This is a genomic window from Duganella sp. 1224 (assembly GCF_013408245.1).
GTDB lineage: Bacteria > Pseudomonadota > Gammaproteobacteria > Burkholderiales > Burkholderiaceae_D > Rugamonas.
This window is the reverse complement of the sequence record NZ_JACBYS010000002.1, coordinates 838,035-856,813: the sequence shown is the minus strand read 5'-3', so window position 1 is coordinate 856,813 and position 18,779 is coordinate 838,035. Positions and strand designations below refer to the sequence as shown.

14 protein-coding genes are annotated in these 18,779 nt (G+C 66.6%); 7 read left to right on the top strand and 7 right to left on the bottom strand.

Annotated elements, in window-relative coordinates:
- Positions 1-50: 50 nt before the first annotated feature.
- From rho to hutC, 5 genes are all read right to left on the bottom strand, one after another.
- A complete protein-coding gene (rho, locus tag FHW58_RS15870; RefSeq protein WP_179674081.1) occupies positions 51-1,313 on the bottom strand; it encodes a transcription termination factor Rho in 1,263 nt (420 codons plus the stop codon).
- 120 nt (positions 1,314-1,433) lie between these two features.
- The gene (trxA, locus tag FHW58_RS15865) at positions 1,434-1,760 is read right to left on the bottom strand and encodes a thioredoxin TrxA (RefSeq protein WP_161044319.1); all 327 of its coding nucleotides are present in this window, start codon (positions 1,758-1,760) and stop codon (positions 1,434-1,436) included.
- A gap of 195 nt (positions 1,761-1,955) precedes the next feature.
- Positions 1,956-2,372 carry a response regulator gene (locus tag FHW58_RS15860; RefSeq protein ID WP_179674080.1) on the bottom strand — a complete coding sequence of 139 codons (417 nt, stop codon included), beginning with the start codon at positions 2,370-2,372 and terminating at the stop codon, positions 1,956-1,958.
- A gap of 1 nt (position 2,373) precedes the next feature.
- A complete protein-coding gene (locus FHW58_RS15855; RefSeq protein WP_229265342.1) occupies positions 2,374-6,627 on the bottom strand; it encodes a PAS domain S-box protein in 4,254 nt (1,417 codons plus the stop codon).
- Between the two features lie 197 nt (positions 6,628-6,824).
- A complete protein-coding gene (hutC, locus tag FHW58_RS15850; protein WP_179674078.1) occupies positions 6,825-7,547 on the bottom strand; it encodes a histidine utilization repressor in 723 nt (240 codons plus the stop codon).
- Positions 7,548-7,673: 126 nt separating this feature from the next.
- Between hutC and ada the strand changes: the two genes are divergently transcribed.
- From ada to FHW58_RS15830, 4 genes are all read left to right on the top strand, one after another.
- Positions 7,674-8,738 carry a bifunctional DNA-binding transcriptional regulator/O6-methylguanine-DNA methyltransferase Ada gene (gene ada / locus FHW58_RS15845; protein WP_179674077.1) on the top strand — a complete coding sequence of 355 codons (1,065 nt, stop codon included), beginning with the start codon at positions 7,674-7,676 and terminating at the stop codon, positions 8,736-8,738.
- Positions 8,722-9,609 carry a 2OG-Fe(II) oxygenase gene (locus FHW58_RS15840; RefSeq protein ID WP_229265341.1) on the top strand — a complete coding sequence of 296 codons (888 nt, stop codon included), beginning with the start codon at positions 8,722-8,724 and terminating at the stop codon, positions 9,607-9,609. The genes ada and FHW58_RS15840 overlap by 17 nt, the downstream gene beginning before the upstream one ends.
- Before the next feature lie 13 nt (positions 9,610-9,622).
- Complete coding sequence (locus FHW58_RS15835; protein ID WP_179674076.1) at positions 9,623-10,201, top strand: TetR/AcrR family transcriptional regulator; 579 nt, start codon at positions 9,623-9,625, stop codon at positions 10,199-10,201.
- Between the two features lie 92 nt (positions 10,202-10,293).
- Positions 10,294-11,019: an SDR family oxidoreductase gene (locus FHW58_RS15830; RefSeq protein WP_179674075.1), complete on the top strand. Its 726-nt coding sequence runs from the start codon at positions 10,294-10,296 to the stop codon at positions 11,017-11,019.
- Here the strand turns inward: FHW58_RS15830 and msbA are convergent.
- Positions 11,007-12,851: a lipid A export permease/ATP-binding protein MsbA gene (msbA, locus tag FHW58_RS15825; protein ID WP_179674074.1), complete on the bottom strand. Its 1,845-nt coding sequence runs from the start codon at positions 12,849-12,851 to the stop codon at positions 11,007-11,009. The two genes, FHW58_RS15830 and msbA, sit on opposite strands and share 13 nt — an antisense overlap.
- Positions 12,852-12,990: 139 nt before the next feature.
- Here msbA and FHW58_RS15820 point away from each other — a divergent pair, with 139 nt between their 5' ends.
- Positions 12,991-14,649: an amidohydrolase gene (locus FHW58_RS15820; RefSeq protein ID WP_229265340.1), complete on the top strand. Its 1,659-nt coding sequence runs from the start codon at positions 12,991-12,993 to the stop codon at positions 14,647-14,649.
- Between the two features lie 40 nt (positions 14,650-14,689).
- Here the strand turns inward: FHW58_RS15820 and FHW58_RS15815 are convergent, their stop codons facing one another.
- Positions 14,690-15,226 carry an FxDxF family PEP-CTERM protein gene (locus tag FHW58_RS15815; RefSeq protein WP_179674072.1) on the bottom strand — a complete coding sequence of 179 codons (537 nt, stop codon included), beginning with the start codon at positions 15,224-15,226 and terminating at the stop codon, positions 14,690-14,692.
- 291 nt (positions 15,227-15,517) lie between these two features.
- Between FHW58_RS15815 and hutU the strand changes: the two genes are divergently transcribed.
- Entirely contained in the window at positions 15,518-17,221 is a 1,704-nt protein-coding gene (hutU, locus tag FHW58_RS15810; RefSeq protein ID WP_179674071.1) for a urocanate hydratase, read from the top strand.
- A gap of 8 nt (positions 17,222-17,229) precedes the next feature.
- Positions 17,230-18,768, top strand: coding sequence for a histidine ammonia-lyase (gene hutH / locus FHW58_RS15805; RefSeq protein WP_179674070.1), 1,539 nt, complete (start codon positions 17,230-17,232; stop codon positions 18,766-18,768).
- Positions 18,769-18,779 lie beyond the last annotated feature (11 nt).

Below are 18,779 nucleotides of genomic sequence, written 5' to 3'. Positions count from 1 at the left end.
ACGGCCAGCGTGCCATGGGTGCCGGCCTGCGCCGGTACGACGGGCGGGGCTTAGCCGCCGCGGCGCATCATGTCGAAGAACTCGGTGTTGTTCTTGGTCGCGCGCATCTTGTCGAGGATGAACTCCATCGCCTCGATCTCGTCCATCGAGTACAGCAGCTTGCGCAGGATCCAGATCTTCTGCAGCTGGTCCGGCTTGATCAGCAGTTCCTCGCGGCGCGTGCCCGACTTGTTCAGGTTGATGGCCGGGTAGACGCGCTTCTCGGCCAGGCGGCGCTCCAGGTGCACCTCCATGTTGCCGGTGCCCTTGAATTCCTCGTAAATCACGTCGTCCATGCGCGAGCCGGTTTCGATCAGCGCGGTGGCGACGATGGTCAGCGAGCCGCCTTCCTCGACGTTACGGGCGGCGCCGAAGAAGCGCTTCGGACGCTGCAGCGCGTTGGCGTCGACACCACCGGTCAGCACCTTGCCCGAGGCCGGGATCACGGTGTTGTAGGCACGCGCCAGGCGGGTGATCGAGTCCAGCAGGATCACCACGTCTTTTTTCATTTCGACCAGGCGCTTGGCTTTTTCCAGCACCATCTCGGCAACCTGTACGTGGCGGGTGGCCGGTTCGTCGAAGGTGGAAGCGACGACTTCGCCGCGCACCGAACGCTGCATCTCGGTCACTTCCTCTGGACGTTCGTCGATCAGCAGCACGATCAGCGTGACGTCCGGGTGGTTCGAGGTGATCGCGTGGGCGATGTGCTGCAGCATGACCGATTTACCGGACTTCGGCGACGCCACCAGCAGGCCGCGCTGGCCTTTGCCGATTGGCGCGATCAGGTCGATGATGCGGCCGGTGATGTTTTCGGTGCCATTGATGTCGCGTTCCAGGCGCAGCGGCTCGTTCGGGTGCAGCGGCGTCAGGTTCTCGAACAATATGCGGTGTTTCGACGCTTCCGGCGATTCGCCGTTGACCTTGTCGACCTTGACCAGCGCGAAATAGCGTTCGCCGTCTTTTGGCGTGCGCACTTCACCTTCGATCGAGTCGCCGGTGTGCAGGTTGAAGCGGCGGATCTGCGACGGCGAAATGTAGATGTCGTCGGTCGACGCCATGTAGCTGGCGTCCGGCGAGCGCAGGAAGCCAAAGCCGTCCGGCAGCACTTCCAGGGCGCCGTCGCCGAAGATCTGCTCGCCCGATTTGGCGCGTTTTTTGAGGATGGCGAACATCAACTCTTGCTTGCGCAGGCGCGCCGCATTGTCGATATCCAGTCCGATGGCCATTTCCAACAACGCCGAAACGTGTAAGGCCTTCAATTCAGATAGATGCATATTGTTGAGTATCCCGCGACGGGAAAGTAAAGGTAGGGGAGGGGACTACGTGGGTTGTCTCGTATTATTCAGCGGCGGCCGCGGGCGCGGCGCCGCTGTGCAACGTAGCGATATCTTAACTTAGATATTGCTGTCGATGAAAGAGGTCAGCTGGCCTTTTGCCATGGCGCCAACCTTTTGCGCGGCAGCGACGCCGTTCTTGAACAGGATCAGGGTCGGGATGCCGCGCACGCCGAACTTGCTCGGGATCTGCTGGTTGGAATCCACGTCCATCTTGGTGATCTGGATCTTGCCTTCGTATTCCTTGGCCACTTCTTCCAGGATCGGGGCGATGCTCTTGCAAGGGCCGCACCATTCGGCCCAGAAATCGACCAGCACAGGACGGTCGGACTTCAGCACGTCGGCTTCAAAGGATGCATCGGTAATGTGTTTGATATTTTCGCTCATAGTTTCCTCATTCGAGGTCAGGGGAATCAATAACGCCTGGGGACGACCCGCAAACGCTGCCATGGGCAGCAATTGGGTGCCATTTGCACGATTTCAATGTCTCGGAGGGGATAGCAACAAGGTCGGCAGGCAGGGATGGCGTAAATAATAACCCATTTTTCAGAAACGTGCGGTTGTTTGTCGAAAGCCGCTGAACTATTTGCCAAGCTTGCCTGGCAAAGGGGGGATTTCGACGTGGCAATGGGCGGCCGCGCGCGCCAGCAGGCCGGCCAGCGTCGCCTCGCCGATCGGCTTGGCGCAGGCCGCCAGGATGTGCAGGCCCTGGGCCTCGGCCAGGCGGCCGGCGGTGTTCAGCACCGCCGCGTCGACGCCGGACAGCAGCACCACGCAGCCGCGGTACTGCTGCGCCGCCGCCAGGCGCAGGAAATCGATGCCGTCCATGACCGGCATCGACAGGTCGCAGATCACCAGTTCCGGCGGCCGCAGGCGCAGCTCGATCAGCGCGCGGCGGCCGTCGGTTTCACGCAGCACGGTGTGTTCGCCCAGTGCGGCGACCATGTCGGCCACCAGCTCCAGCATGAAGGCATCGTCGTCCAGCAGCAGTATGCGCATCTCAGTTGTCGTCGGCGAAGGTGGTGTTGGTCATGATCTGCTCGGTGATCTGCTCCAGCAGCGGCCACAGTTGCTGCAGCAGCGCCTGGGCGCGTTGCTGGTTGTCGGCGTCGCTGGCGTCGGCCGGCAACTGTTCCAGCTGCAGCAGCAGTTCGCCCATGCCCAGCGCGCCGACGGTGCGCGCCGGCGATTTCAGCTTGTGGCCGAGGTCGCGCAGCAGGGACAGGTCGCCGCGCCGCAGCGCCGCCTCCATCTGGTTCAGCCCATCCTGGGCGTTCTGCAGGAACTTGAAGGCGAACTTGCGCACCTTGTGCGGATGATACCCCAGCAGCTTGGCCAGGATCGACAGGTCGATCACCGCCGGGTCGCCGCCCAGCGTGGTCTTGAAGGCCGGCTGGCGCGGCCGCGCCGGCAGGTCGCGCGCGTGGTTGTCGTCGCGCTCGGGCAGCCAGTTGGCGATGGTCTGGTACATCAGCGCCGGCTGGATCGGCTTGGAGATGAAGTCGTCCATGCCGGCCTCGATGCAGCGCACCCGGTCCTCGCTGGTGGCGGTGGCGGTCATGGCCAGCACCCGCATGTCGGCCAGGCGCGGGTCGGCGCGGATGCGGCGGGTCGCCTCCAGGCCGTCCATCAGCGGCATCTGCACGTCCATCAGCACGCAGTCGAAGGCGGTCTGGCGCAGCAGCTCCAGCGCCTCCATGCCGTTGGCGGCCAGGCACACCGACGATCCCACTTCCTCCAGCATCTCCAGCGCGATCTGCTGGTTGAAGGTGTTGTCCTCCACCAGCAGGATGCGGGCGTTCTTCAGCGCCGCCATGACGGCGGCGCTGCGCGAGGACGCCAGCAGCTCGGCGGCGGCGTCCTTGACGCGGTCGATCAGCTGCGGCACGCTGGCGCTGCTGATGCCGAGGCGCGCGGTGAACCAGAAGGTGCTGCCGTGGCCCGGGCGGCTGCGCACGCCCACCTCGCCGCCCATCAGCTGCGCCAGCTGCTTGCAGATCGACAGACCGAGGCCGGTGCCGCCGTATTCGCGGGTGGTGGAGGTGTCGGCCTGCTGGAAGGACTGGAACAGCTTGTCGATTTCCGCTTCCGACAGGCCGATGCCGCAGTCGCTGACCTCGAAGCGCAGCAGGCAGCCGTGGGCGTCGCCGACCACCTGGCGCACCCGCACCTCGATGCGGCCCTTCTCGCTGAACTTGATGGCGTTGTTGGTGTAGTTGATCAGCACCTGGCCCAGGCGCAGCGGGTCGCCGCGCAGCACCCTGGGCAGGGTCGGATCGAGGTCGACCACCAGTTCCAGCTCGCGGCTGGCGGCCTTGGGCGCCACCACGGTGTTGAGGGTCTGGATCACGTGGTCGAGCGCGAAGTCGACGTGCTCGATTTCCAGCTTGCCGGCCTCGATCTTGGAGATGTCCAGGATGTCGTCGATGATGCCCAGCAGGTGCTCGCCGGCGAAGCGGATCTTTTCCAGGTAATCGCGCTGGCGCGGATCGAGTTCGGTCTTCAGCGCCAGGTAGGCCATGCCGATCACGCCGTTCATCGGGGTGCGGATCTCGTGGCTCATGTTGGCCAGGAACTGGCCCTTGGTCTGGCTGGCTTCCTCGGCCACCTGGCGCGCGTGTTCCAGCTCGCGGGTGCGCATTGCCACCCGTTCTTCCAGCGCGTCCTGGCCGCGTTTGCGGTCGGTGATGTCGGTCAGGCTGGCCACCACCAGGTGCACGGCGCCGCTGTCGTCCGGGATCGGCTCGGCGTTGACCGACATCCAGCAGCGCGTGCCGTCCGGCTGTGCCAGGCCCATGACCACGTCGCGCACCGGCATGCCGAGCGTGAGCGCCAGTTGCACCGGATGGCTGGCGGCGTCGAACGGCGTACCGTCCTCGCGCACGCCGGCCCACAGGCCGGCCGGCGTCAGCTCCGCGGTGTGCGCCAGCATGCGCGCGGCGGCGGCGTTGCGTTCGATGATGGCGCCGCCGCCGCCGATCATCACCAGGCCGTTGGTGACGGCGTTGAAGATCGACGCCAGGCGCTGGCTGGAATCGTGCAGCGCCTCCTCGGCCTGGCGGCGCGCGGTGATGTCGGTCAGCATGGCCAGCGTGCCGGCGTAGTGGCCGGAGTCGGCGTTCATCACGGTGGTCGACAGCAGGCACCAGACGCTGCTGCCGTCGCGCCGCCGGAAGCAGACGTCGCCCTGGCTGGCCTCGCCGGACAGGCGGCGCCGCAAATGCTGCTTGAGCAGCGCGCGGCCGCTGTCGTCCATGAAATCGGTCATGGCGCGGCCCATCATCTGCTCCATGTCGTAGTCCAGCATGCGCGCCAGCGTCGGGTTGACGAAGGTGGTCAGGTCGTCGGCGTTGGTCATCCAGATGCCCTCGGCGGCGGTCTGCACGATCTGGCGATAGCGTTCCGACGAGGCTTGCAGCGCCTCCTCGGCGCGCTGGCGCTGGGTCATGTCGCGCAACGCCATGATCACCAGCTCCTGCTCGCCCAGCGACACCGGCGTCATATGCACCATGGCCGGGAAGCTGCCGCCGTCGGCGCGCATCGCGCACAACACGCGGCCCGGCAGGTTGGGGCGCACGAACAGCTCGCGCGCGCGGCCATTGCTGCGCATCGCCTCCGGCGCCAGCTGCTCGACCGAGCGGCCGGCCAGGTCGCCCTCGTAGCCGAAGCTGTGCGCGCAGGCCGGATTGGCATGGCGCACCTTGCCGTTTTTCTCGGCCACCAGCAGCGCGCCCGGCGTGGCGTCCAGCACCGCCCACATGCGCTGTTCCTCGGCCTGCGCCCGTTCGCTGATGTCGGCCATGGTGCCGGCCGCGCGCAGCGGCCGGCCGTTGGCGTCGCGCCGCAGGATCATGCCGCGCGCCAGTACCCACTTCCAGCTGCCGTCGCTGGTGCGCAGCCGGTGCTCGCTGCGGATATCGCCGGTGGCGTCGGTGGTGCTGGCCAGGTGCAGCTGGATCAGCCGCTCGATGCGCGGCCGGTCGTCCGGGTGCACGTAGTCCAGCCATTGCGCCAGCGTGGGATGGAATGCGTCCGGCGTGTAGCCCAGCATCTCGCAGTAGCGCGGCGAAAAGAGCAGGGCGCCGCTGTCCAGCCGCCATTCCCAGCTGCCTTCGCGCGCGCCTTCCAGCGCCAGGCTGGCCATGCGCTCGGCGCCGCCCAGCTCCGCGCGCGCCTCGCGCAGCGCCCGGCCCTGCACGCGCAGGCGCCAGGCGCCGGCCAACGAGATGATCAGCAGCAGCGCGCCGGCGATGGCGCCGCCGTAGCGCAGCAGCGGATTGCCGTCCGGCGGCTGGTACAGAAAGCCGTCCAGGCTGAAATGGGCCGGCAACATGCCCTGCTCGATATACGCCTGGGCGATGGCGTGCCAGCGTTGCGGATTGCTGTAACCGGGTTCGATCAGCGGCTGCTCCAGCAACTGGGCGATCGCCTGCGCTTCAACCATCAGGTGTTCGCGGCTATGGCGTTCGGGATAGCGGGCGCGTATCAGGTCGGCGATTTCGGCCGGGTGGCGCATGGCGTACACCCAGCCGCGCAGCGTCGCTTCGCGCAGGGCCTGGGCGCGCGCCGGATGCTCGCGCAATTCGCTCTCGGTGGTGTACAGCACGTCGCCGTAGAAATCCAGGCCCTGGCTGCGCGGCGACAGCAGTTCGTAGCGGACGTTGAGGCGGTCCAGCACGTACGGCGCCTCGGTGCGGTAGACCGACATGGCGTCCACCCGGCCATCGGCCAGATCGTCGTAATTGGCGCTGTGCGGCACCTGGTAGACGGTGTCCATGCGCACGCCGGATTTTTTCAGGAAGACGGTCAGCTCGTCGTTGTTTGGCGCGATCATCAGCCGGCTGCCGGGCCAGGGGCGCGGCTTGCCGTCGGCCTCCAGCCGCCGCACCAGCGTGGCGGCGGAATGCTGGAACACCGAGGCCAGCACCACCACTGGCTGGCCGTTGCCGCGCGCCAGCAGCAGCGAGGTGTTACCGACGCCGTACTGGGCCTGGCCCTGGAGCACGCTCTGCAGCGGATCGACGCCGGGGCGCGCCTCCAGCAGCGTCACATCGAGGCCGGCGTCGCGGTAGTAGCCCTGGTCCTGCGCGGCGTAGTAGCCGGCAAACTGGAACTGGTGCTGCCACTTGAGCTGGATGGTGACCTTTTCCGCCGCGCCGGCCGGCAGCAGGGCAAGCGCAAACACGCCCGACACCAGCCTGAGCGACAGACGGTGCCAGCGGGACTGGCGCAAGCGCGGACGGCTGTGAAACAAGAGATCCCCTTCGGTGGACTTAAGCATGCTGTGCTGAGAGAAAACTATAGCATCGAAGCCCCGGCCGTAGACAGCGATGTGGCAGGAAAACGATTACGTGCGTTCGGAGCGAAAAACCGGGCGAAATTTCACGTTTTCGACCGATTTTTGTGACATTCCGAGAGAAATACCGGCTTGCGCCCTGCTAGTGAGGCGTTCTACTGGTTGAAGCTGCCGGCGAACTGGTAGCGGTGGCCGGGGTGCCACATGGTCACCAGCGAGGCGATCAGGCCGGCGGAGCGGGTCTGGCGCCGCAGCACCAGGCAGGGCTGCCTGGTGTCGATGGCCAGCATGTCGGCGATGTCGCGCGGCGCCGCCAGCGCCTCGATGCTGTAGGTGGCGCCTTGCAGCGGCGCCGCCTGCATCAGGTATTCGTTGGGCGTGATGTGGGCGAAGTCCTGCGCCATGTAGTCCGGCGCGCATTGCGGATTGACCCAGCGGTCCTCGACCTGGATCGGCACGCCGTTTTCGAAGTGGACGATCACCGAGTGGAACAGCGCATGGCCGGGCGGCAGGTCGAACTGCTTGGCCATCAGGTCGCTGGCGCGCACCCGTTCCAGTTGTTGCAGGCTGCTGCGGTGGGCGTGGCCGCGCGCGCGCACCTCGTCGGCGATGGATTTGATCTCCAGCAGCGTGGCCTGGTATTTTTGCTGGGCGACGTAGGTGCCGGAGCCCTGGCGGCGCGTCAGCACCTGCTCGGCGGTGAGTTCGCGCACGGCGCGGTTGACGGTCATGCGCGACACGCCGAACTGCTTGACCAGCGCCTGTTCGGACGGGATCACATCGCCTTCTTTCCAGGTGCCGGCGGCGATTTCGGCCAGCAGATAGTCCTTGATGCGCTGGAAGATGGGGGTGCTGTCTTGAGTTATTGTGTCGTCCAAACGGCGGTCTCCTTTGAGCTGTCATTCTAGCATCGGCTGCTTGTACAATTCAAAAGCAAGAGGCGGAGTGCGTGCCCGCGCGGCGCTGGCTAGCATGGCATCATTCCACCTGTGACGGAGTCCGAGATGGCCAAGTATGTGAGTGAAGCGCGGCGCTGGGCCGCGGTGCAGCAGCGCGACGCCGGCGCCGACGGCGAATTCTGGTATTCGGTGCGCAGCACCGGGGTGTACTGCCGGCCGTCGTGCGGCGCGCGGCCGGCCTTGCGCAAGAACGTGGCCTTCCACGACACGCGCGAGGCGGCCGAGCAGGCCGGCTTCCGGCCCTGCCTGCGCTGCAAGCCGGACCAGCCGCCGCTGGCCGAACGGCAGGCGGCCATCGTGGCGCGGGCCTGCCGCCTGATCGACGAGGCCGGGGAGACGCCGGACCTGGACAGCCTGGCGGCGGCGGTGGGCGTCAGCCGTTTTCATTTTCACCGCATGTTCAAGGCGGTGACCGGGATTACGCCCAAGGCGTATGCCAACGCGGCGCGGGCGCGGCGGGTGCAATCGGGGCTGGCGGCGCCGGGCTCGGTGACGGACGCGATGTACGCGGCCGGTTTCAATTCCAGCGGCAGGTTTTATGCGCAGTCGCCGGCGGTGCTGGGCATGACGCCGTCGGCCTTCCGCGCCGGCGGTGCGGGCGAGCGGATACGCTTTGCCATCGCCGAGTGTTCGCTGGGGCCGATCCTGGTGGCCAGCACGGCGCAGGGCATTTGCGCGATCCTGATCGATGACGATCCGGATTTTCTGGTGAAGGATTTGCAGGACCGCTTTCCCAAGGCGGAACTGATCGGCGCCGAAGCGGACTATGAGCAGGTGGTGTCGCGCGTGGTGGGCATGGTCGAGCAGCCATCATTGGGCCTCGATCTGCCGCTGGATGTGCGCGGCACGGCGTTCCAGCAGCGCGTGTGGCAGGTGCTGCGGGCGATTCCGTCCGGCCGCCGCGTCACCTATGCGGAGCTGGCCGAACTGGCCGGCGTGCCGCGCGGCGCGCGGGCGGTGGCCTCGGCCTGCGCGGCGAACGCGATCGCGGTGGCGATACCGTGCCATCGCGTGGTGCGCAATGACGGCTCGATCTCTGGCTACCGCTGGGGTGTGGACCGCAAGGCGGCGTTGTTGAACCGGGAGGCGGGCAATGAGCAAGGCGGATAACGGCGAGCTGGATTTCGGCGATGCGGCGGCGCAGCGCAAGCCGCGCACCGTGCCGCCCGTCGCGCCCGTGCCGCGTGCACCGGCCCCGGCCCCGGCGGAGGCCGCGCCGCCGCAGCGCGATGCCGATGCCGCGCTGGCGGCCAGGCGCGCGGTGGGCGCGGCGGCCGGCATCGCCGTCCACGTCGCGGGCCTCGACTGGCAGGCGATCGCCGACGAGCTGAATGCGCACGGCTACGCCATCCTGCCCGGCATGCTGGCGGCCGACGAATGCGCGGCGATGGCGGCGCAGTACGCCCAACCGCAGCTGTTCCGCAGCCGCGTGGTGATGTCGCAGCATGGCTTTGGCAGCGGCGAGTACCAGTACTTCCGCTACCCGCTGCCGTCGCTGATCGCCGCGTTGCGCCAGGCGCTATACGGCCCGCTGGCGCGCATCGCCAACCGCTGGCACGCGCTGATGGACCTGCCCGACCGCTTTCCGGCCGAGCACACCGAGTTCCTGGCCCGCTGCCACGCCGCCGGCCAGACCCGCCCGACGCCACTGCTGCTGCAATACAGCGCCGGCGATTACAACTGCCTGCACCAGGACCTGTACGGGGACCATGTGTTCCCGCTGCAGGCGGCCATCCTGCTCAGTCAACCCGGCCAGGACTTCGACGGTGGCGAATTCGTGCTGACCGAACAGCGCCCGCGCATGCAGTCGCGGGTGGAGGTGGTACCGCTGAAACGCGGCGACATGGTAATCTTCGCTGTCAACCACCGGCCCGTACAGGGCACGCGTGGCATCTACCGCGTCAACCTGCGGCACGGCGTCAGCCGGTTGCGGGCCGGAACCCGGCACACGCTGGGCATCATCTTCCACGACGCGCATTAACAAAGGAATATCTGTGGCAAGGCAAAAAGAGTTCGACCGCGTCGACACATTGAACAAGGCACTGGAAGTGTTCTGGCAAAAAGGCTACGCCGCCACCTCCACCAGCGACCTGCTGGAGGCGATGCAGATCGGCCGTCAAAGCCTGTACGACACCTTCGGCGACAAGCGCTCGCTGTACCTGGAAGCGCTGGCCCAGTACAACGACGCCAGCGTCACCGACCTGCTGCGCCACCTCAAGGGCGACACGCCGTTGGCCGCCATCGACAACATGCTGCAGGCCTTCGCCTCGCGGCCCAGGCGCGACAACGCCAAGGGCTGCATGGGCGTCAACGCGATTTCCGAGTTCGGCACCGGCGACGAGGAGGTCAACGCCCTGCGCGACGCCAGCGCCCGGCGGCTCAACCGCGCGGTGGAGGAGCAGTTGCGCGCCGCCGCCGCCAGCGGCGAAATCGGCGCCGACACCGACATTCCACAAGCCGCCGCCTTCCTGGCGTCCACCCTGTCCGGCATGAAAATCAGCGCCAAGGCCGGCGCCAGCATCGCCACCTTGCGCGCCATCGCCAGCTTCGCCGTGCGGGGCCTGCGCGGCTAGTTATCACAAAACGTTTACTTGACCATGTAGTCCAGAATAACTACCATGATCTCGATTTTTGACCGATTGATCCAAAATATGAAAGGAATATCATGAAAGTAGCTCTGGTAACTGGCGGCGCGCGCGGCATCGGCGCGGCCATCGTCCAACGCCTGGCGCGGGATGGCGCGGCGGTGGCCTTCACCTATGTATCGTCGCCGGACAAGGCCAAGGAACTGGCGGACGCCGTCACCGCCAGCGGCGGCAAGGCACTGGCCATCCAGGCCGACAGCGCCGACGCGGCCGCGCTGCGGGCGGCGGTGGAACAGACGGTGGCGCACTTCGGCCAGCTGGACATCCTGGTCAGCAGCGCCGGCATCCTGCACCTGGCGACGGTGGACCAGTTCCCGCTGGAAGACTTCGACCGCATGCTGGCGGTGAACGTGCGCGCGGTGTTTGTGGCGGTGCAGGCGGCGCTCCGGCACATGAAGGCGGGTGGCCGCATCGTCACCATCGGCAGTATCTCCGGCGGGCGCGTGGGCTATCCGGGCGCCGGCGTGTATGCGATGACCAAGTCGGCGGTATCGACACTGGTGCGCGGGCTGGCGCTGGACGTGGCGGAGCGCGGCATCACCATCAACAACGTCCAGCCGGGACCGATCGAAACCGACATGAATGGTCCGGACAAGGCACACGTGCCGCACGTGCGGGCCAGCATGCCGGTCAAGCGCCTCGGCCAGCCGGAGGAGGTGGCGGCGATGGTGGCCTACCTGGTCGGCGACGAAGCCAGCTTCGTCACCGGCGCCAGCCTGACCATCGACGGCGGCTATTCCGCCTGAACGCTTTTCTGGGTTTGGTACAGGCGGGAGTAAATCCCGTTGCGCGCCAGCAGCGCATCGTGGGTGCCGGATTCGGCGATGCGGCCGCGATCCAGCACCACGATGCGGTCGGCGTTTTCAATGGTCGACAGGCGGTGGGCGATGACCACCGTGGTGCGGTCTTTCATCAACACCTCCAGTGCCTGCTGCACCAGGCGCTCGGATTCGGTGTCCAGCGCGCTGGTGGCTTCGTCCAGGATCAGGATCGGCGCGTTCTTGTACAGCGCGCGCGCGATCGCCAGCCGCTGGCGCTGGCCGCCGGACAGCCGCAACCCGTTCTCGCCCACCTGCGCCTGGTAGCCCTGCGGCATGCGGCTGATGAATTCATGCGCGTGGGCGGCGCGCGCCGCCGCCTCGATGCGCTCCATCGACGGCGCCGGGTCGCCATAGGCGATGTTGGCGGCCAGCGTGTCGTTGAACAGCACCACGTCCTGCGACACCAGCGCGATCTGCTGGCGCAACGAGGCCATGGTGTAGTCGCGCAGGTCGACGCCGTCCAGCGTGATGCTGCCGTCGCTGACGTCGTAGAAGCGCGGCAGCAGCGCCGCCAGCGTGGTCTTGCCGCTGCCGGAGCTGCCGACCAGGGCCACGGTTTCGCCGGCGGCGATCTCCAGCGACACATGGTCCAGCGCCGGACGCGCGTCCGGGTCGAGCGGCTTGCCGTCGGCGCCGCGGTAATGGAAGCTGACGTCCCGCACCGACAGCCGGCCCTCGGCGCGCTCGGTGGTGCGGGTGCCGCGGTCGGCCTCCGATTCCAGGTCGATCAGGCCGAACACCGATTCGGCCGCCGCCAGGCCGCGTTGCATCGGCTCGTTAATCTTGGTCAGGTTCTTGATCGGCGACTGCATCGCCATCAGCGCCGTCAGGAAGGCGACGAAGCCGCCGGCCGACAGCGCGCCGGCCTGGGCGCGGATCAGCGCGAAATAAATCACCGACGACAGCGTGATGCCGATCAGCAGCATGATCAGGCCGGAATTGAAGGCCGAGGTGGCGGCGTGCTTGACCGCCAGCTGGCGGTTCAGCTTGACCACCTGGGCAAAGCGGTTCTGCTCGTACCGCTGGCCGCCGAAAATCTTCACCACGCGCTGGCCGCTGATGCTCTCGTCGAGCACATTGGTCAGCTCGCCCATCGCGGCCTGGGCGTTGTTGCTGAGGGTGCGCATGCGGCGGCCGGCGAAGATCACCACCGTGGCCACCAGCGGCAGCAGGAACAGACAGAACACCGCCAGCTGCCAGTCCACCACGAACAGCGTGATCAGGTAGCCGATGGTGGCCACCGAGTCACGCACGGCAACGTTGACCACGGTCAGGCCGGCCTGCGCCACCTGGGCGGCGTCAAACGCCACCCGCGACAGCGTGGTGCCGGTCGATGACTGGTCGAAATAGCCGTTGGGCAGGCGCATGATGCGGGCGAACATGGTGTCGCGCAGATTGGCCTGGACCCGGCTGTTGAGCCAGGCGGCGCCGTATTCGCCGGAAAAGCTGGACACCATGCGCAGCAGGGCCAGCGCGAAGATCACGGCCGGGATGGTCCACAGCGCGGCGCGCGACGGATCGCGTGGCAGCAAATCGCCCAGCGCCTGCTTCATGGCCGCCATCATGCCGGTGGACGGGGTCTTGATGACGCCCAGCGCGTTGGCCGGCGTCAGCGCGTCGACCACGTTTTGCAACTGGCCCAGCAGCAGCACGTCGGTGGCCGCAGCCACGCCGACCGCCACCAGCGTGGCGAGCATGATCCCGCCGTAGGGCAGGAATTCCTTGATGAGGCGAAGGTAGAGTTGGCGGCTGGACACTGGCTATTCACGCTAAAGAAAGACGGGAAGCCAGCATTGTACCCGTCCGGCCACTGGCCCCGCCCAGTTATGCACGGTTCGGTTGACCAAAACGCAAACTTCGCTACACTCTGAATCTTGCCGCCGAATGGAGAACCCGATGCGCCTGACCTTTTTGACCGCCGCCCTGCTGGCCGGCTTTGCCCTGCCGGCCCATGCCGACACCATCATCGACCGCGCCAACGGCTACACGCTAACCGCCGCCGGCCAGCTGCAGCGGTTTACCTCGCTGGCGTTCGATGACCTGGGCCGCATCGTGGCGGTCGGCAGCGAGCAGCAGACGGCGGCGGCCCTGCCGCGCGCGGAGCACATCGACGTGCAGGGCAAGACCGTGTTGCCGGGGCTGATCGACGCCCACGGCCACGTGTTCGAGCTGGGTGAGATCGCCTCCGGCGTCGAGCTGTACAGCCCGACCTCGCTCGGCGGCGCGGTCAAGGCGGTAGGGGACTATGCCCGCGCGCACCCGCGCAACGCCTGGATCATCGGCTTCGGCTGGAACCAGGAAATCTGGAAACTCGGCCGTTTCCCCACCGCCGCCGAGCTGGATGCGGTGGTGCGCGACCGCCCGGTGCTGCTGCACCGGGTCGACGGCCATGCCATCTGGGTCAACACCAAGGCGCTGGAAATGGCCGGCGTGACGCGCGAGACGGCCGATCCGGCCGGCGGCAAGATCGAGCGCGACGCCAGCGGCCGGCCGACCGGCGTGCTGGTCGATGCGGCCATGGAACTGGTCAACAAGGTGGTGCCGCTGCCAACGCCGGCCGAGGCGCGCGCCACGCTGGACGTGGCGCTGGCGCAGCTGTCCAAGGTCGGCCTGACCAGCGTGCACGACGCCGGCATCAAGGTGGTGCAGGACGATATCTACCGCGACTATGCCGACCACGGCAGGCTGACCACCCGCGTCTACGCCATGATCGGCGACACCACGGCCGATTTCGACGAGCTGTCCAAGGATGGCCCGCTGAAGTCCTACGCCAACGACGTGTACGCGCTGGCGGCGGTCAAGCTGTATTCGGACGGCGCGCTGGGCAGCCGCGGCGCGGCGCTGCTGGCGCCGTATTCGGACATGCCGTCCACCAAGGGCCTGCTGTTCTACCCGGACGCCGAGATGCGCGCCAAGATGAGCAAGGCGATGAAGGCCGGCTACCAGGTCAACATCCACGCGATTGGCGACGCCGGCAACCACCAGATCCTGGACGCCTACGCGCAGCTGATCCCGCAGTACAAGAACGTCGAGCGGCGCCACCGCATCGAGCACGCGCAGGTGGTGACGCCGGAGGATATTCCGCGCTTCAAGCAGCTGGGCATCATCCCGTCGATGCAGCCGACCCACGCCACCTCGGACCAGAACATGGCCGAGCAGCGCGTCGGCCATGAGCGCATCAAGGGCGCGTATGCATGGCGCACCTTCCTCGACCAGGGCTCGAAGATCGCCTGCGGTTCGGACTTCCCGATCGAGTCGCCCAATCCGTTCGAGGGGCTGCATGCGGCGGTCACGCGGCAGAACAATGCCAACGTGCCGGTGGGCGGCTGGTACAAGAACCAGGCCATGACGCTGAACGAGGCATTCCGCTGCTTCACGCTGGACGCGGCCTACGCGGCGCACCAGGAGAACGTCATCGGCTCGCTGGAGACGGGCAAGTGGGCGGACTTCATCGTGGTCGACCGCGACATCTTCAAGATTCCGCCGGAGCAGTTGGGCAAGACGCAGGTGCTGCAAACCTGGATGGGCGGCAAAAAGGTCTACAGCCGCAAATAAGCAAAAAGGGAATCCGGCGGGATTCCCTTTTTTGTCGGTGCTACTGCTGGCGTCGTCGCGCCAGCATGGCGAGGATGCCGAGGCCGCTGAACATCATGGCATAGGTTTCCGGCTCGGGGACCGGCTCCAGCGCCACGACGAAATTGCCCGAGTAGCTGCCACCGGTGCTGGTGCCGTTGACGCTCAGCGTCAGTGGGCCGGAGATGAGGGTTGGCGTGAGCAAGGCCATGGTACTGCTACCGCCCGGGAAAGTGGTGTTGGTGATGCTTAAGGAATTGCCATTCAAGTTGGCGTTGCTAAACATGATATTGCCCAATCCGGTGAAGGAGTAGGTGATGTTGTTCAGCATCGTGTAGGCGGTCGAGCCTGGTGTCGCCACCGGCAGGAACGTGAACGTGTCCGAGAACGGCGTCAGGGTGTTGTTGACCAGCGCAGGCGTGTTGCCGATGTTGGCCGTCCAGATATTGCCTGTGGTGTTCGTCAGCGTGATCGGGATGACCGTGGCCATGGCCGCCGACGATGCCGCCAGCATGACTGCCAGCGTGAGTACGTGGAGGTGCAATTTTTTGTTTTTCATTTCGATTCCCCTACTTACCTTGTTAGAGACTCAAAATACCCATACTGCAATTCGACAATAGGGGCCTTGCCTGCCGGCGTCACGCAGAAAATATTCATGAAAGAAGGCGGTTGAATAGACGGTTTGTATGCAGGGGCTAAATTTTTATTAGTTGTTTGATAGGACGATTACGTATTGCAAGTGCGTTGTATTTTCACAAATGAGGTTTCAAATAAGTGAAGAAAAAAGCGATTGACTTAGTTGTATAGACAACCTATGCTGCGTACATCCATTGACGCCGCAGGAGACATCATGAGCACGCCATTCGACAGCGATCCCCGTTACGACGCCAGCCGCGACATCCGCGCGCCGCGCGGTCCCGAGCGCACCTGCAAGACCTGGGGCGCCGAGGCGGCCTACCGCATGATCCAGAACAATCTGGACAAGGAAGTGGCCGAAAACCCGAAACACCTGGTGGTCTACGGCGGCATCGGCCGCGCCGCCCGCAACTGGGAATGCTACGACCAGATCCTGGCCTCGCTGCGCGAACTGGAAGAAAATCAGACCCTGCTGATCCAGTCCGGCAAGCCGGTCGGCGTGTTCCAGACCCACGAAGACGCACCGCGCGTGCTGATCGCCAATTCCAACCTGGTGCCGAAGTGGGCCAACTGGGAGCACTTCAATGAGCTGGACCGCAAGGGCCTGTTCATGTACGGCCAGATGACCGCCGGTTCGTGGATTTACATTGGCACGCAAGGCATCGTGCAGGGCACGTTTGAGACCTTCGCGGAAGCTGGTCGCCAGCACTTCGGCGGCGACCTCAAAGGCCGCTGGGTGCTGACTGCCGGCCTGGGCGGCATGGGCGGCGCCCAGCCGCTGGCCGCCACCATGGCCGGCGCGGTGTCGCTGACCATCGAGTGCCAGCAGAGCAGCATCGACTTCCGCCTGCGCACCCGTTACCTCGACAAGCAGGCCGCCTCCATCGACGAGGCGCTGGCGATGATCAAGCAGCACAAGGCGGCTGGCGACGCCATCTCCATCGGCCTGCTGGGCAACGCTGCCGACGTGCTGCCGGAACTGGTGCGCCGCGCGCGCGCCGGCGGCCTGGTGCCCGACCTGGTGACCGACCAGACCTCGGCGCATGACCTGATCAACGGCTACCTGCCGCAGGGCTGGAGCATCGAACAATGGAAGGCGGCGCAGCAGGAGGCGACGCGCCACGCGGCACTGAAAGCCGCCGCCGCCGCCTCGTGCGCGGTGCACGTGCAGGCCATGCTGGACTTCCAGGCGCTGGGCGCCAAGGTGGTTGACTACGGCAACAACATCCGCCAGGTGGCGTTCGACCACGGCGTGCAGAATGCGTTCGATTTCCCCGGCTTCGTGCCGGCCTATATTCGCCCGCAGTTCTGCGAGGGACGCGGCCCGTTCCGCTGGGTGGCGCTGTCCGGCGACCCGGAGGACATCTACAAGACCGACGCCAAGATCAAGGAGCTGTTCCCGCACCACGCGCAGGTGCACCGTTGGCTGGACATGGCGCGCGAGCGCATCGCCTTCCAGGGCCTGCCGGCGCGCATCTGCTGGCTGGGTCTGGGCGAACGTCACATCGCCGGCCTGGCCTTCAACGAGATGGTGCGCAACGGCGAACTGAAAGCGCCGATCGTGATCGGCCGCGACCACCTGGACACCGGCTCGGTTGCCAGCCCTAACCGCGAAACCGAGGCGATGAAGGACGGCACCGACGCCGTCTCCGACTGGCCGCTGCTGAACGCCTTGCTCAACACCGCCGGCGGCGCCACCTGGGTGTCGCTGCACCACGGCGGCGGCGTGGGCATGGGATACTCGCAGCATTCCGGCGTGGTGATCGTGGCCGACGGCACCGACGCCGCCGCCAAGCGCCTGGCGCGCGTGCTGGTCAACGACAGCGGCTCCGGCGTGATGCGCCACGCCGATGCCGGCTATGAAACCGCCGTTGCCTGCGCCAAGCGCAATGGCCTGAACCTCCCCATGATTAAGTGATTGAAGCTATGACCCTGATACTCAAACCCGGCGCCATGACGCTGTCCGAACTGCGCGGCGTGTGGAGCGCCGCCGCGCCGCTGTCGCTGGCGCCGGAAGCCTATCCGGTGATCGAGGCCTCGGCCGCCGCCGTGCAGGCCATCGTCGCCAAGGGCGACGCCGCCTATGGCATCAACACCGGTTTCGGCCTGCTGGCCAAGACCCGCATCCCGGACGACAAGCTGGAACAGCTGCAGCGCAACCTGATCCTGTCGCATTCGGTGGGCACCGGCGAGCTGATGTCGGACGCGGTCTGCCGCCTGATCCTGCTGATGAAGATCGGCAGCCTGGCGCGCGGCTACTCGGGCGTGCGCCCGCTGATCATCGACGCGCTGATCGCCATCTATAACGCCGGCATCATGCCGGCCATTCCGGCCAAGGGCTCGGTGGGCGCCTCGGGCGACCTGGCGCCGCTGTCGCACATGACGCTGGCCATCATGGGCGTGGGCCAGGTGCGCGTCAACGGCGTGCTGACCGACGCCGCCGACGCGCTGAAGGCAGCCGGCATCGCGCCGGTGGTGCTGGCCGCAAAGGAGGGCCTGGCGCTGATCAACGGCACCCAGGTATCGACCGCGCTGGCGCTGCATGGCCTGTTCATGGCCGAGCGCCTGCTGGAAGCGGGCATGGTGGCCGGCGCGCTGTCGCTGGACGCGGCCAAGGGATCGGATTCGCCGTTCGACGCGCGCGTGCACGAGGTGCGCGGCCAGCCGGGCCAGATCGCCGCCGCGTCGATCTACCGCCAACTGGTGTCGGCCAGCGCCATCCGTGCCTCGCACCTGGTCGGCGACGAGCGCGTGCAGGACCCGTACTGCCTGCGCTGCCAGCCGCAGGTGATGGGCGCCTGCTGGGACATCATCAACAACGCCGCGCGCACGCTGCTGATCGAAGCCAACGCGGTGACGGATAACCCGCTGCTGTTCAAGGACGGCGAGCTGTCGGTGGTGGTCTCGGGCGGCAACTTCCACGCCGAGCCGGTGGCGTTTGCCGCCGATACGCTGGCGCTGGCAATCGCGGAAATCGGCTCGATCTCGGAGCGCCGCGTGTCGCTGCTGATCGACGCCACCTTGTCCGGCCTGCCGCCGTTCCTGGTGCGCGATCCGGGCGTCAATTCCGGCTTCATGATCGCCCATGTGACCGCCGCCGCGCTGGCGTCGGAGAACAAGTCGATCGCGCATCCTGGCAGCGTGGACACCATCCCCACCTCGGCCAACCAGGAGGACCATGTGAGCATGGCGACCTACGCGGCCCGCCGCCTGGAGGACATGGCGCAGAACACCGCGACCATCGTCGGCATCGAGCTGCTGGCGGCGGCGCAGGGCATCGACTTCCACCGTCCGCTGACCACGTCGCCGCACCTGGAGCACGTGCATGCGCAACTGCGCGCCAAGGTGCCGTTCTACGAGGAAGACCGCTTCTTCGCGCCGGACATCGAGGCGGCCAAGGGCATGGTGCTGCGCGGCGAGTTGAGCGCATCGTGCAAAGCGCTGTTCACGGCGCTGCATCCGTAAGGAGAACTGGC

Bases quoted from the DNA above. Each gene is read 5' to 3' on its own strand.
- rho (WP_179674081.1), bottom strand. From the start codon at position 1,313: ATGCATCTATCTGAATTGAAGGCCTTACACGTTTCGGCGTTGTTGGAA.
- trxA (WP_161044319.1), bottom strand. From the start codon at position 1,760: ATGAGCGAAAATATCAAACACATTACCGATGCATCCTTTGAAGCCGAC.
- FHW58_RS15860 (WP_179674080.1), bottom strand. From the start codon at position 2,372: ATGCGCATACTGCTGCTGGACGACGATGCCTTCATGCTGGAGCTGGTG.
- ada (WP_179674077.1), top strand. From the start codon at position 7,674: ATGGCCAAGTATGTGAGTGAAGCGCGGCGCTGGGCCGCGGTGCAGCAG.
- FHW58_RS15840 (WP_229265341.1), top strand. From the start codon at position 8,722: ATGAGCAAGGCGGATAACGGCGAGCTGGATTTCGGCGATGCGGCGGCG.
- FHW58_RS15830 (WP_179674075.1), top strand. From the start codon at position 10,294: ATGAAAGTAGCTCTGGTAACTGGCGGCGCGCGCGGCATCGGCGCGGCC.
- FHW58_RS15820 (WP_229265340.1), top strand. From the start codon at position 12,991: ATGCGCCTGACCTTTTTGACCGCCGCCCTGCTGGCCGGCTTTGCCCTG.
- FHW58_RS15815 (WP_179674072.1), bottom strand. From the start codon at position 15,226: ATGAAAAACAAAAAATTGCACCTCCACGTACTCACGCTGGCAGTCATG.
- hutU (WP_179674071.1), top strand. From the start codon at position 15,518: ATGAGCACGCCATTCGACAGCGATCCCCGTTACGACGCCAGCCGCGAC.
- hutH (WP_179674070.1), top strand. From the start codon at position 17,230: ATGACCCTGATACTCAAACCCGGCGCCATGACGCTGTCCGAACTGCGC.